This window comes from Noviluteimonas gilva (assembly GCF_009740395.1).
GTDB classification, from domain to species: Bacteria; Pseudomonadota; Gammaproteobacteria; order Xanthomonadales; family Xanthomonadaceae; genus Noviluteimonas; species Noviluteimonas gilva.
Genome location: NZ_WOXT01000002.1, coordinates 737688 through 750439, shown reverse-complemented (window position 1 = coordinate 750439; position 12752 = coordinate 737688). Strand labels below are relative to the sequence as shown.

Genomic DNA, 12752 nt, shown 5'->3' with positions numbered 1-12752 from the left:
GGGCTTCACCGCGGCGGCGCGCCGAACTGCGAGACCGTCTCCCTCAGCCGTTTGAGCGCCTCTTCGGAACCGAAGCGACCTGCCTTGCCGTAGCTTCCCGATTCGGCGTTGGTGTCGGAGCAGACGTAAGCCAGGATGGTTTCATTCAAGGTTCGATGCGGCGCGATGCGATCTTCGAACTTCGCAAACAGCGATCGATCCGCTGCGTCCGCCTCGTTCCCGTCGAGCGCGTACGTCCAATAGAAGTTGTCGTAGGCTGCGCAGAAGTCCCAGAACGGCAAGTCCCCGGATGCGCACTGGCGAACCAGCGCATCGTGGTGATCCAAAGCGGCGGTGAGTTCTGACGGGGTCATGTCGATTCACCCTGGAGCGAGACGCCAAGGATTGCACGGATGCCGTGAGGCCGGCTGCGGCGATTCGTGGCACTTACCAGATCGTTGAAACTTGGCGAGAACCGCAACGACATGACGATCCTGAGCACACGCCGCGCCGCATTCGGAGCTCCCATCCCGGAGGGTGATCGCATCCTGCGCGTCAATCACGCGGGCGAGCACGGCGCGATTTGCATCTACACAGGCCAGTTGCTCCTCGCACGCCTGACGGCGCGTTCGTTGCTCGCGGAGCTTCGCGAATTCCGCCAGCACGAGCGCAGGCATCGGGACATCTTCGCGGCGGAATTGCGCAAACGCGGGCGTCGTCGTTGCCGCAGCTATTGGCTTTGCGGCATCGGTGGCTTCGTTCTGGGCGCGGTCACCGCCGCGTTCGGCGCGAGCGCGATCCGGGCGACGACCGTCGCCGTCGAAAGCGTGGTCCTGCGACACCTCGACGCGCAAATGGAAACGCTGCGCGACACCGACCCCGCGGCTTGCGTGGCGATCGCCGCCATCGTCGAGGAGGAGCGCATGCACCACGACGCCAGCGACACGGGCGTCGTCGCGTTCTGGCGGCGCGTGCTGATGCCCATCGTTTCGACGGCGACCGAGGGCGTCATCTGGATGGGGATGAAGTTCTGACCGTTGGCGCAGGTCGCGCTCTCGAAGCAGCGCCCGGGGACGTCAGATGGCCATAAACAAAACGCCCCGCAGAAGCATGCTTCGTGCGGGGCGCTTTGATTCTGGAGGCCGAGGTCGGAATTGAACCGGCGTACGCGGATTTGCAGTCCGCTGCATAACCACTCTGCCACCCGGCCGGATGACGTATCGGATTCAACCACATCCGACTGAAACAACGAAGCCCCGCGAACGGGGCTTCGACCTGGACACTAGTCCAAAACTTGGAGCGGGAAACGAGACTCGAACTCGCGACCCCGACCTTGGCAAGGTCGTGCTCTACCAACTGAGCTATTCCCGCATTGAGCCCGCCATTTTACGGGCCAATCATTGGCTGTCAACACCTGCGTGCGCTTGTTCGCGCAATGCCGGCCAGGCCGCACGCAAGTACTCGAAGCCGCTCCACAACGTCAACAGCGCCGCAGCCGCCAGCATCCATTCGCCGATCGTGAACACGGGCAGACCGAGTATCGGCGCCTGGTACAGCAGCAGCGTCACCGCGACCATCTGCACGATCGTCTTGATCTTGCCGATGCTGGCCACCGCGACTTTCTTGCGCTGGCCCAATTCGGCCATCCATTCGCGCAATGCGGACACCGCGATCTCGCGGCCGACGATCACCGCCGCCCACAACGCCATCCATCGCGTCGGGTGGCTCTGCACGATGAGGAACAGGGCCGTGGCGACCATCAGCTTGTCGGCCACCGGGTCCAGGAACGCGCCGAAGGCCGAGTACTGGTTCCAGCGGCGCGCGATGTAGCCATCCAGCCAATCGGTCAGCGACGCGAAGGCGAAGACGAAGGCCGCGGCGAAATTGGTCCACTTGTAAGGGAGGTAGAACACCAGCACCAGCACGGGGATCATCACGATCCGGGCGATGGTGAGCCAGGTCGGTACCGTCATCTTCATCCGTCGCGTCCTGCTTCCGTTCCCGCCGCCGGCATCGGCAGCCCGTGCAGCGTGGCATAGATTCGTTCGGCGAGTGCGGCATTGATGCCTTCCACGCGCGCGATTTCCTCCGCCCCGGCCTGCTTCAGTCCGCCCAGGCCACCGAAATGCTTGAGCAGGCTCGCGCGGCGGCGCGGGCCGATGCCCGGGATGTCCTCCAAGCGGCTGGTGCTGCGCACCTTCTGGCGCTTGCCCCGGTGGCCCGTGATGGCGAACCGGTGCGCCTCGTCGCGCACCTGCTGGACCAGCTGCAGCGCGGGGGATTCAGGGCCGGGGCGCAATTCGCGACCATCCGGAAGAATGAGGGTCTCGTGCCCGGGGCGGCGTTCCTCACCTTTCGCGACGCCGACCACATACACCGACGAAACGCCGAGGTCCTTCAACACCGCATTCGCCTGCGCGAGCTGCCCCTTGCCGCCATCGATCAGCAGGACGTCGGGCAGCACCCCGCCCTCCTCGATCGCGCGGCGGAAGCGGCGCTCGAGCGCCTGGTGCATCGCGGCGTAGTCGTCCCCGGGTTCGATGCCCGTGATGTTGTAGCGGCGGTACTGCGCGCGCACGGGGCCGTTCTCGTCGAACACCACCTGCGAAGCCACCGTCGCCTCGCCCATCGTGTGGCTGATGTCGAAGCATTCGATGCGCTTGGGTTGTTCGGCCAGGCCGAACATCTCGCGCAACGCTTCGGCGCGCGCGCTCTGCGCGGCGTGGCTCGCCAGCTCCGTCGCGAGCGTGAGTTCGGCATTGCGCTTGACGAGGTCGACGTACCCCGCGCGTTCGCCACGCACGTTGCACTTGAGCTGCACCTTGCGGCCGGCGGTTTCCCACAGCGCGACTTCGATCAGCTCGCGATCGGGCACGTCGCGATCCAGCACGATTTCGCGCGGCGGCGGTTGCTCGGCGTAGTACTGCGACACGAACGCGGACAACACTTCATCCGCCGGCGCGCCGTTGGTCTTCGGGAAGAATGCGCGCGTCCCGAGGTTGCGCCCATCGCGGAAGGCGAGCAGCAATACGCACGCGGACGCGCCCTGCATCGCGACGGCAAGCACGTCGAGGTCGGCGGCCTGGCCATCGACGTACTGGCGCGCCTGCAATTTGCGAATGGTCGTGACGAGGTCGCGCAAACGTGCGGCTTCCTCGAAATCGAGGCGCTCGCTCGCGCTTTCCATCGCGGAGGTGAGTTCGTTGCCGAGTTCTTCGCTGCGCCCATCGAGGAACAGCGAGGCGCGACGCACGGCATCGGCGTAATCGCGCGCGGGCGCCAGCCCGACGCACGGCGCGCTGCATCGGCCGATCTGATACTGCAAACACGGCCGCGACCGATTGCGGAACACGCTGTCCTCGCAACTGCGCAACTTGAACAGCTTGTGCATCGAGTTGAGCGTTTCGCGCACGGCGGCGGCGCTGGGATACGGACCGAAGTAACGCCCGGCGATCGCGCGCGGCCCGCGATGGAACGCCAGGCGCGGCCACGGCTCCTGCGTGAGCAGCACGTAGGGATAACTCTTGTCGTCGCGCAGCAGCACGTTGTAGCGCGGCTGCAGCGATTTGATCAGCTGGTTTTCGAGCAGCAACGCTTCGGCGTCGGTGCGCGTGACGGTGGTTTCCATGCGCACGACCTGCGCGAGCATGGCCATCGTGCGCGCGGCCTTGGGCGTGGCGTTGAAGTAGCTGCCGACGCGGTTCTTCAACGCGCGCGCCTTGCCGACGTACAGCACGGCGTCGTCCTTGCCGTACATGCGATACACGCCGGGCTGCGTGCCCAGCCCGCGGGCGAAGGCCTTGCCGTCGAAAGGAGGTTGTTGCGTGGCTTGCGTCGTCACCGGGACATTATCGGGGCGGCAGCGTCATTCCCCAATCGGGACATGCTGAACCGCGCCGGTTTTCGGGTCCACGCGCAGCACCGCATGCGCATCGGTATCGGAGATCCACACCGCGCCGGCGCCCACCGCGAGGCCCGAGGGCCCGTGCAGCGGTTGCGGGAGCATGTGCGTGGTCATCTCGCCGCCGCCCAGGCGCAGGCTGCGCAGGCGGTCGTTGCCGGCGTCGCAGATCCACAGCAGCGGCGCGTCGGGGTCCAGCGCGATCGCCTGCGGCTCCTGCAACTGCGCGATGTTGCGCGGCCCGTCGACATGCCCGAAGGCCCAGGCCCCCTGCCCCAGCAGCGTCTGCACCGCGTGGTCGCGCAATTGCAGCGAACGGATCGCCGAACCCGCCGAATCGCACACGTACAACGTCTGCTGCACGGCGGCCAGCGCCACCGGTTGCGCGAAGGCGGCCGACGACCCATGCCCGTCCGTCACGGCCAGATCGCCCGAGCCCGCGCGGAAGGTGAGCAGCGCGCGCCCGAGGTCGTAGGTCCAGATCTTGTTGTCGCCGGTGACCGCGATGTGCAATTGATCGTTCGCGACGGCCACGGCGCGCGGTGCGTCGAGCAGCACGGAACTGGATTCGCGCACCGGCCCTTCGGTCGGCGTGCCGCGCCGGCCGTTGCCGCACAGCGTGGTGGTGTCGCCGCTGCGCAGGTTGATCCGGCGGATCGCATGGTTGCCCGTGTCGGCGACGTAGAGCATGTCGCGCTGCAAGGCCAGGCCGTGCGGGCAATGGAAGGACGCATGCCCGGGATCGCCGTCGATCAGGTTCGCATCGCCGGTGCCGAACACGCGCAGGATGCGACCGGCATGGCTGCATTCGAGGACGCGATGGTGGCCGCTGTCGGCGACGTAAAGGTATTGCGGCGTAACCGCCAGGCCGGTGGGGAACATCAGCGGCATCGCGGGTTCGCGCACCTTGCGCACCTGCACGCCGTCGTCGTCGAGCGTGGGCGTGCCGGCGAGCGCCTGCAGGCGTTTGTCGAGTTCGGCGAGCGCATCGCCGCCTTCCAGCCGCCCCTGCACGTCACCGTTGCCGTCGATCAGCACCACCGTCGGCCACGTGCGCACGCCCCACTGTTGCCACGCGACCCAATCGGCATCCATCGCCAGCGGCAAGGTGATGCCGTGGCGGTTGGCGCGCTTGAGCGTGCGGCGCGGATCGCGTTCGTGGTCGAAGCGCGGCACGTGCACCGCGAAGGCGCGTAACCGGCCCGGATGGCGCAGGCGCAAGGCCTGAAGATCGTGCATCGCCTGGATCGACCAGGCCGAGCCGATATTGACGAAGGCCACCGCCGTCAGCCAGCCGCGCAGATGCGCCGCTGCAGGCGGCGCTGCGTTCAACCAATGCAATGACGAAGGAAATCCCGGCACCAACGAACGTCCCATCCCCACGACTCCAACGTCAACGATCCCCATCACGCCTCAGTCTAAGGTTGGGTGCGATGCAGCATGCGTGATTTGGGTCGAAGGTTCACCTGCCTGAAGCGAACCGAGCCTCGGCGCGCGCCAGGTCTTCCGGCGTGTCCACGCCCGGCGGGAAGGGTTCGGGCGACAACGCGACCGCGATGCGGAAGCCGGCCTCGAGCACGCGCAGTTGTTCCAGCGATTCGATGCGCTCCAGCGTGCCCGGCGGCAGCGCGGTGAATCGCTGCAGGAATCCCGCGCGATAGGCGTAAAGGCCGATGTGGCGCAGCCAGTGACCGCCGGCGGGCATCGTGCCGCGGTCGTTGGCGAAGGCGTCGCGCGGCCACGGGATCGGCGCGCGGCTGAAGTACAGCGCGTTGCCGTCGCTGCCGCGCACGAGCTTGACGGCGTTCGGATCGAGCAGTGTTTCGATGTCTTCGATGGGCGTGGCGAGCGTGGCCATCTCGGCGCCGGATCCGGCCAGCGCTTGGGCGGCTGCCTGGATTCCGGAGGCGGGCGCGAAGGGTTCATCGCCCTGCAGGTTCACGACGATCGTGTCGTCCGACCAGCCCGCGATGCGCGCGCATTCGGCGAGGCGATCGGTGCCCGAGGCGTGATCGGGCGAGGTCATCGCGATGCGCACGCCGCTGTTCGCGAGTGCGTCGGCGATGCGTTGGTCATCCGCGGCGACCCACACCTCGCGCGCACCGGCCGCGAGCGCGCGGCGCGCCACGTGCAGCACCAACGGTTCACCGCCGATCGTGCGCAGCGGCTTGCCCGGCAAGCGCGAGGCGGCATAGCGCGCGGGAATGGCGACAACGAAATCACTCATTGGAGCTGCGGTCATGCGTGCCCCTTCGGCGGGAGTTTGTCGAACAACGCGATCCAGAAGGCTTCCGGCAATTCGGCGCGTACCGGCACGGAGAAGAACGCACTGTCGGCGAAGTCGCGGCATTTCACCGCGTCCTTCTCGGTCATCAGCACGGGCAGGCGGCTGCCGAATTCGAAATCCGCCGGCACGTACGTGTGATGGTCGGCGAACGCGTGCGGAACGACGGCAATGCCGTGCGAGCGCAGCATGTTGAAGAAGCGCTCGGGATTGCCGATGCCGGCGACGGCATGCACGCGTTGCCCCGAAAACGTGGCGAGCGATTTGGGACGCCCGCCTTCGATCGGCTGCGCCTCGCCCGGCACCAGGCGCATCGACCATTCGCCGAAACCCGCAGGCACGTCGTCGCTGCCCACGTTGACGACGCGGAAGTCGCATTCGTCGGCGCGCTGCACCGGTTCACGCAAGGGGCCGGCGGGGAGCAGGCGATTGTTGCCGTGGCGGCGCAGATCGACGACATCGATCTCGACATCGCGCGCGAGGCGGTAATGCTGCAGGCCGTCGTCGCACACGACGATGTCGCAACCGGCCTGCGCGAGTGCACGCGCGGCGGCGACGCGGTCGCGGTCGACGCGGACCTTCGCGCCGGTGCGCAACGCGATCAAGACGGGTTCATCGCCGCCTTCGGCCGGCGCAGTGCGCGCATCGACCCAGCGCGCGGCTTTCGCGTCCTCGCGGCCGTAACCGCGACTGGCGACGCCGGGCTTCCAGCCGGCTTCGCGCAGGCGTTCGATCAGCGCGATGGTCAGCGGCGTCTTGCCCGTGCCACCGACCGCGACGTTGCCGACGACGATCACCGGCACGCCCGCGCGCTGCGGCTTCAACCAACCGCGCCCGTACCACTTGCGACGCAGGCCGACGAGCCCGCCGTACACCCCGCTCAGCGCGCGTGCGCCGAGCGGCACCGGCCCATCGGAATACCACCAGTCCGGCGTGTCGCCCTTCTTCATGCCTCGGCCGGTTGCTCGCGGAATTGCATGCGATGCAGATGTGCGTACACACCACCGGCCGCGATGAGTTGCGCGTGCGTGCCCTGCTCCACCAGGCGGCCTTCGTCGAGGACGAGCACCTGGTCGGCGTGTTCGATGGTCGAGAGACGATGCGCGATCACGATCGTCGTGCGATCGGGCATCAGGTGATCGAGCGCGTCCTGCACGAGGCGTTCGGATTCGTTGTCGAGCGCGGCGGTGGCTTCGTCGAGGATCAGCAGCGGCGCGTTCTTCAACAATGCGCGCGCGATCGCCAGACGCTGGCGCTGGCCACCGGACAGGCGCCCGCCGTGTTCGCCGATGCGCGTGTCCATGCCTTCGGGCAGGCGTTCGACGAACTCCATCGCGTTCGCGCCGCGCACGGCCTCGGCGAGCGTCTGCGCGTCGGCGCCTTCCATTTCACCGTAGGCAACGTTGGAACCGATGCTGGCGTCGAACAGGATCACGCGCTGGCTGACCATCGCGACCTGGCGGCGCAGGTCGGCGAGCGGGTAATCCTCGATCGGGCGGCCGTCGAGCAGCACCTGGCCGGATTCGGGTTCGTAGAAGCGCGGGATCAACTTGATCAGCGTGCTCTTGCCGCTGCCCGAGCGGCCGACGATGGCCGTCACCGTGCCCGGCTTGGCGACGAAGCTGATGTCGTCGATCGCCGGGCGCGCCTGGTTCGGATAACGCGCGGTCACGTGGCGGAATTCGAGCTCGCCCTTCGCGCGCTTGAGTGGTTGCGTGCCCGTGTCCTTCTCGTCGGGCGCGTCCATCACGGAGAACAGGCGCTCGGCGGAATTCACGCCGCGCTGGAGCATCGCCTGCACGTTCGTGAGCTGGCGCAGCGGCGGGATGATCGCGACCATCGCCGTCATCAGCACCGTGAAATCGCCGGCGGTCAGGCGCCCGGCGGCGGCTTCCTTCGCGGCGAGGAACAGCAGCACGGCCATGCCGATCGCGCCCAGCACCTGCACGAAGAAGGAAATCGAACCGCGCGTGACTTCCACCTTCAACGCCAGGCGCAGGTTGTGGTTGGTCTGCTCGGCGTAACGGCCGATCTCGCTTTCCTGCGCGCCGTAGATCTTCACTTCCTGGTGGCCGTGCAGCGCCTGGTCGGCGGACTGCAGCATGTCGGCGGCGTTTTCCAGGATGCGATGGTTGATGCGGCGATAACGCCCGCCCACCTTGTTCATCGCCCACACCAGGAACGGCGCGAGCAACAGCAGCGCGATGGTGACGCGCCAGCTGGTGGACAACATCGCCCACAGCATCGCGACGGTGGTCAGGCTTGCGCTGATCATCACCTTCAATGCGTCAACCGCAGCGCCGGCGACCTGCTCGGTGTCGCCGCCCAGGCGCGTGAGCATCGAGGCGACGGGCTCGGCATCGAAACGCGCGCCCGGCAAACGGAAATACTTGCGCATCAACATCAGGCGCAGATCGCGCGCGACACCGCGGCCCGAGCGCGCCATCGTGTAATCGCCCGCCAGGCCGAACAGGCCGCGCGCGATGAACAAGCCGACGAGCGCCGCCGGCAACCACAGCTGGAAGGTCTTCGGATCGGCGAGCCCGTCGACGATGGGCTTGAGCAAGCGCGTGATGCCGTAGCTGGTCAGCGCTTCGAACGCCATCACCAAGGCGGCCGTCGCGAGCCAGCCGCGATACGGCTTGGCGAACCCGAGCAGGCGGCGGTACGTCTGCGCAGGCGTCGCGGGGGTCGCTTCGGTCATGGGGCCTTGGCCTGCGCCGGCTGCACGGGCGGCGCGGTGGCGATCGACACGCGCGAGAAGCCCAGTTGCGCGAGTGCGTCGAGCGCGGTGACGACGGACTGGTGCGGCGTGCGGCCATCGGCGCGCAGCAGCACCGGGCGCGTGCGGTCGGTGCCGGCGACGTCGACGAGGGTTTGCTTGAGCGATTCGACGTCGGTGCGCAGCGCTTCGCGATCGTCGATGAAGAAACGCCCTTCCGCGTTCACCAACACGCTCAGCGCCTTGGTCTGCGATTCGGCCGGCGTACCGTTGGCCTGCGGCAGTTGCAGCTTGAGCACCGAGCGCGCGTCGAACGTCGTGGTGACGACGAAGAAGATGATCAGGCAGAGGACGACGTCGATCAGCGGGATCAGGTTGATCTCGGGCGTGTCGTCTTCGCGATGGTCGCGGATGCGCATGGGGTCAGTCGACGCTGGCGCTCGCGCGGGCCGGCGGCGTGGCGGGCGCCTGCCCACTGGCGGCGGCGGCAGCGCGCGCTGCGGCGGCGCGCGGGTCGAGCGCGTCCATCAATTCGAAGGCTTCGTGTTCCATGTCGACGATGTACGCAGCGATGCGGCCACGGAAGTAACGATGGAAGCACAGCGCCGGGATGGCGACGATCATGCCGGCCGCCGTACACACCAGCGCCTTGCCGATGCCGCCGGCGAGTTGGTTCACGTCGCCGATGCCCTGGTCGAGGATGCCGAGGAACATCTGGATCATGCCGACCACGGTGCCGAACAGGCCGAGCAGCGGGCCCGCGGCGGCGATGGTGCCGAGCGTGTTGAGGAAGCGCTCCATCTTGTGGACCTGGTGGCGGCCCACGTCCTCGGTGCGCTCGCGAATCTCTTCACGCGTGCGATGGCGGACGTCGAGCACCGCGGCCAGCAGCGCGCCGAGCGGCGAGTTGCGGCGCAGCGAATCGATGTGGGCCGGGTCCAGGCGACCCTTGGCGGCCCAGGCGCGCACCTCGGCGCCGAGGCCCGGCGGCAGGACCACCTTGCGCCGCAGACTCCAGAAACGCTCGACGATGATCGCCAGGGCGACCACGGACAGCAGCAACAGCGGGATCATCGGCCAACCGCCCGCGCGCACCAGTTCCAGCACGTTCACTCCTCCGGGCCAGGCCCGTCATTCCGCCGATAGCATAGCCCAGCCCCATGGCCGGACCGGGGCGCTGCGTCCCAAAGCCGCGCGTGGGTTTCGCGACGTGCGGCGGTTTTCGGCCCATCCGAGCCCACATCCACACGCAGGGCGCCGCCCGCGGCGGTCTCGAGGACGCGCGCGCCGGCGGCGCACCAGCGTGCGACGACCTCGCTGCGCGGGTGCCCGAAGCGATTGCCGGCGCCGGTGGCGACGAGCGCAACACGGGCGCCGGTCGCACGGATGAACGCGGGATCGGACGAGCCCTCGCTGCCGTGATGGGGAATGAGGACGACATCGGCGCGCAACGCGGCGGGATCCCGGCGGACCAGCGTGCGTTCGACGACCTCGCCGATGTCGCCGGTCAGCAACGCGCTGCCGTGCGCGCCTTCGATTCGCAGCACGCAACCGGCGTCGTTGCCCAGGTACGGGAAGTGTTCGGTGGGATGCAGGTAACGGAAACGCACGCCGTCGCGTTGCCACGTTCGGCCGGCGATGCAGCGCGATGCGACGGGCGTCGGGCTACCATCGGGCGCATGGCTGTCGCGAATCGGCAACGCGCGACGCACCGCATGCCAACCGCCCGCGTGATCGCTGTCGGCATGGCTGATGATCGCGACATCGAGTGCGCGCACCCCGAGCGCACGAAGCGCGGGCACGACGGCGCGTTCGCCGGCGTCGTAACCGTCGTGCGAGGCCGGGCCCATGTCGAAGAGGATCGCGTGCGACGCGGTGCGCACGAGCGCCGACAGCCCCTGCCCCACGTCGAGCACGTCGATGCGGAATGCACCGTGTGGCGGAAGATCGCGCGAGGGCCAGAGCAACGGGAGCCACAGCAGCAACGCGAGTGGCTTGCCGGGAACGCCGCGCGGCAACAGGCACCAGAATGCAGCGAAGGCCGCCATCGGCAACGCGAACCAACGCGCCTCGGGCAACCATGCGAAGGCAAACCGACTTTCGCCGAGCGCTTCGAACGCAGGCCACGTCGCATCGAACGCGAACGCCGCCGCGCGCCAGGGCCACTCGCCGAGACCGACGTGCATCGCCTCCATTCCCGTGCCCAGCAGCGCGAGTGGAACGACGACCAGACTCCACCACGGAATCGCGACGAGATTCGCGACCGGCCCGGCGAGCGAGGCTTGCCCGAACAACGCGACCGTGAGCGGCAACAACCCGACCGTCGCGACCGCCTGCGCCGAAGCGAAACTCCGCAGAACGCCGCCGTCGCCGTTCGGCAAGCACCACAGCAACCACGCCACGCCGCAGACGCTGAGCCAGAAGCCCGCGCCAAGCAGCGACAAGGGAGCGACAAGCACCATCGCGATGACGGCGAGCGACAGCGCATCGAATGAAGAATGCGCGCGACGCGTGCATCGCACCGCGGCGACGACCGCGATCATCAATGTCGTGCGCACGGTGGGCAATGCGAAGCCGGCGACCGCCGTATAGAGGACTGCACCGGCCACGGCGGCGAGCGCCATCGCGATGGGTCGTGGCACGCGATGCGCGAGCGCAGGAACGAAGCGCCACACCAGCGACACCGCGAGCGCGAAGAACCCCGCGACGAGTCCGACATGGAAGCCGGAGATCGCGATCAGATGCGTCAGGCCGGTCGCGCGGAGCGTCGCCCAATCATCGTCGGAGAGCCCACGCGTGTCGCCGAGTGCGAGCGCGCGGATGAAACGTGAGATGGGTGCGTCGATTGCATGATCGATGCGATCGGCCATGTCGGCGCGCCAGGCTTGCAGGCCCTTCGGCGCGGCCACCTCGCGTGCGCTGGACGCGTTGCGGACATAGCCGGCCGCTGTCAGCCGATTCGCCAGAGCGTGGCGCTCGGAGTCGAACCAGCCGGGATTGCGAAGGCCGCGCGGCGCGCGGAGGCGCGCATCGAATTCCCAATGGCTGCCGGCGGCGACGGGGCGCGGCTGCGCACCGCCTCCGTCGTACCAGGCGATTCGCAACACTCTGCCGCGCAACGCCCCGACCTGCGAGGCATCGTCATCGACACGCAACAGGAATTGCACTCGGCGCGCATCGCGATCCGGCAGGTCGACGACACGGCCGCGGATGCGAAGGTCCTGCCCTTCGAGAGACGCAGGCAGGCGGGCGCCGAGGGCGTCTGCGGCGTGCCAACCCGCAAGCGCAAAACCACTTGTCGAGACCGCAGCCAGGACGATCCAGGGCAAGCACGCGCGCACGTGCATGACGCACGATGTTGCGCCGATGGCCAGCGCCGCAACACCGATCGCGACGCACGCCCAGGCGGGAATGACGAACGGCAGCCACAGCGCAACGACGGCGCCGCCGACGAAGGCCGCGGCGATGCCCGCCCTTCCGACGTGAGGATTCGATGCTGGAGGCGATGCGCATTGCATCGTCGTATCTCGCCACGTCCGGGCCGACGTGTGTAAGCGCAAGGCTCGGGCCGAAGTTCGCGGCATCGCACGGAATCTTCCCGCCTTGCTTCATTCGGGATCGCGCCTGCGCTTCGCGATCGCGCGCTTCCGAACGTTCGGAGAACTCCGACACGCGCGTGCGGCACCCGATGACGGCGGGCTGACGCGCGTCGCGTTAGGGTGGGTTCATCGCTCTCGGACATGGATGTCTTCGATGCCTTCCGCGTCGCCTCGCTTGCGTCCGTCGCCCGATTGCCGCCTGATTTGGCGGCCATCGAGGTGGGTGGTCGCCGTCTTGATTGCGCTCGGCGCCCTCGGCGCGTTGGC

12 protein-coding genes and 2 tRNA genes are annotated in these 12752 nt (G+C 68.1%); 2 read left to right on the top strand and 12 right to left on the bottom strand.

Going from position 1 to position 12752, the window contains the following annotated elements:
* Positions 1-5: 5 nt before the first annotated feature.
* On the bottom strand, positions 6-353 hold the full coding sequence (locus GN331_RS10715; RefSeq protein ID WP_156641965.1) for a hypothetical protein: 348 nt from the start codon (positions 351-353) through the stop codon (positions 6-8).
* A 111-nt stretch (positions 354-464) separates the two neighbouring features.
* On the opposite strand from GN331_RS10715, the gene GN331_RS10710 reads away from it, so the two are divergent.
* On the top strand, positions 465-1013 hold the full coding sequence (locus GN331_RS10710) for a demethoxyubiquinone hydroxylase family protein (RefSeq protein ID WP_156641964.1): 549 nt from the start codon (positions 465-467) through the stop codon (positions 1011-1013).
* A gap of 102 nt (positions 1014-1115) precedes the next feature.
* On the opposite strand, the gene GN331_RS10705 is transcribed toward GN331_RS10710, so the two are convergent.
* From GN331_RS10705 to GN331_RS10655, 11 genes are all read right to left on the bottom strand, one after another.
* Positions 1116-1189 (bottom strand) — tRNA-Cys (locus GN331_RS10705).
* An 85-nt stretch (positions 1190-1274) separates the two neighbouring features.
* Positions 1275-1350, bottom strand: a tRNA-Gly gene (locus tag GN331_RS10700).
* Positions 1351-1376: 26 nt separating this feature from the next.
* On the bottom strand, positions 1377-1958 hold the full coding sequence (gene pgsA / locus GN331_RS10695; RefSeq protein ID WP_156641963.1) for a CDP-diacylglycerol--glycerol-3-phosphate 3-phosphatidyltransferase: 582 nt from the start codon (positions 1956-1958) through the stop codon (positions 1377-1379).
* Entirely contained in the window at positions 1955-3820 is a 1866-nt protein-coding gene (uvrC, locus tag GN331_RS10690; protein WP_331713444.1) for an excinuclease ABC subunit UvrC, read from the bottom strand. Before uvrC ends, pgsA begins: the two co-directional genes overlap by 4 nt.
* A gap of 24 nt (positions 3821-3844) precedes the next feature.
* The gene (locus tag GN331_RS10685) at positions 3845-5257 is read right to left on the bottom strand and encodes a hypothetical protein (protein WP_156641962.1); all 1413 of its coding nucleotides are present in this window, start codon (positions 5255-5257) and stop codon (positions 3845-3847) included.
* An 85-nt stretch (positions 5258-5342) separates the two neighbouring features.
* Positions 5343-6107: a 3-deoxy-manno-octulosonate cytidylyltransferase gene (gene kdsB, locus GN331_RS10680; protein WP_156641961.1), complete on the bottom strand. Its 765-nt coding sequence runs from the start codon at positions 6105-6107 to the stop codon at positions 5343-5345.
* 11 nt (positions 6108-6118) lie between these two features.
* Entirely contained in the window at positions 6119-7114 is a 996-nt protein-coding gene (gene lpxK, locus GN331_RS10675; RefSeq protein ID WP_156641960.1) for a tetraacyldisaccharide 4'-kinase, read from the bottom strand.
* Positions 7111-8868, bottom strand: coding sequence for a lipid A export permease/ATP-binding protein MsbA (gene msbA / locus GN331_RS10670; RefSeq protein WP_156641959.1), 1758 nt, complete (start codon positions 8866-8868; stop codon positions 7111-7113). The genes lpxK and msbA overlap by 4 nt, the downstream gene beginning before the upstream one ends.
* Positions 8865-9305, bottom strand: a complete 441-nt coding sequence (locus tag GN331_RS10665; protein ID WP_156641958.1) for an ExbD/TolR family protein — start codon at positions 9303-9305, stop codon at positions 8865-8867. The genes msbA and GN331_RS10665 overlap by 4 nt, the downstream gene beginning before the upstream one ends.
* A 4-nt stretch (positions 9306-9309) precedes the next feature.
* Positions 9310-9993, bottom strand: coding sequence for a MotA/TolQ/ExbB proton channel family protein (locus GN331_RS10660; protein ID WP_331713443.1), 684 nt, complete (start codon positions 9991-9993; stop codon positions 9310-9312).
* A gap of 2 nt (positions 9994-9995) precedes the next feature.
* Complete coding sequence (locus GN331_RS10655) at positions 9996-12233, bottom strand: DNA internalization-related competence protein ComEC/Rec2 (protein WP_231734447.1); 2238 nt, start codon at positions 12231-12233, stop codon at positions 9996-9998.
* On the opposite strand from GN331_RS10655, the gene GN331_RS16790 reads away from it, so the two are divergent.
* On the top strand, positions 12232-12372 hold the full coding sequence (locus tag GN331_RS16790; RefSeq protein WP_231734446.1) for a hypothetical protein: 141 nt from the start codon (positions 12232-12234) through the stop codon (positions 12370-12372). The genes GN331_RS10655 and GN331_RS16790 overlap by 2 nt on opposite strands.
* Positions 12373-12752: the final 380 nt, after the last annotated feature.

What these genes read in the sequence shown, in the direction of transcription:
- GN331_RS10715 (WP_156641965.1), bottom strand. Translation starts at nt 353, where the DNA reads ATGACCCCGTCAGAACTCACCGCCGCTTTGGATCACCACGATGCGCTG.
- GN331_RS10710 (WP_156641964.1), top strand. Translation starts at nt 465, where the DNA reads ATGACGATCCTGAGCACACGCCGCGCCGCATTCGGAGCTCCCATCCCG.
- pgsA (WP_156641963.1), bottom strand. Translation starts at nt 1,958, where the DNA reads ATGAAGATGACGGTACCGACCTGGCTCACCATCGCCCGGATCGTGATG.
- GN331_RS10685 (WP_156641962.1), bottom strand. Translation starts at nt 5,257, where the DNA reads ATGGGACGTTCGTTGGTGCCGGGATTTCCTTCGTCATTGCATTGGTTG.
- kdsB (WP_156641961.1), bottom strand. Translation starts at nt 6,107, where the DNA reads ATGAGTGATTTCGTTGTCGCCATTCCCGCGCGCTATGCCGCCTCGCGC.
- lpxK (WP_156641960.1), bottom strand. Translation starts at nt 7,114, where the DNA reads ATGAAGAAGGGCGACACGCCGGACTGGTGGTATTCCGATGGGCCGGTG.
- msbA (WP_156641959.1), bottom strand. Translation starts at nt 8,868, where the DNA reads ATGACCGAAGCGACCCCCGCGACGCCTGCGCAGACGTACCGCCGCCTG.
- GN331_RS10665 (WP_156641958.1), bottom strand. Translation starts at nt 9,305, where the DNA reads ATGCGCATCCGCGACCATCGCGAAGACGACACGCCCGAGATCAACCTG.
- GN331_RS16790 (WP_231734446.1), top strand. Translation starts at nt 12,232, where the DNA reads ATGACGCACGATGTTGCGCCGATGGCCAGCGCCGCAACACCGATCGCG.
- GN331_RS10655 (WP_231734447.1), bottom strand. Translation starts at nt 12,233, where the DNA reads ATGCACGTGCGCGCGTGCTTGCCCTGGATCGTCCTGGCTGCGGTCTCG.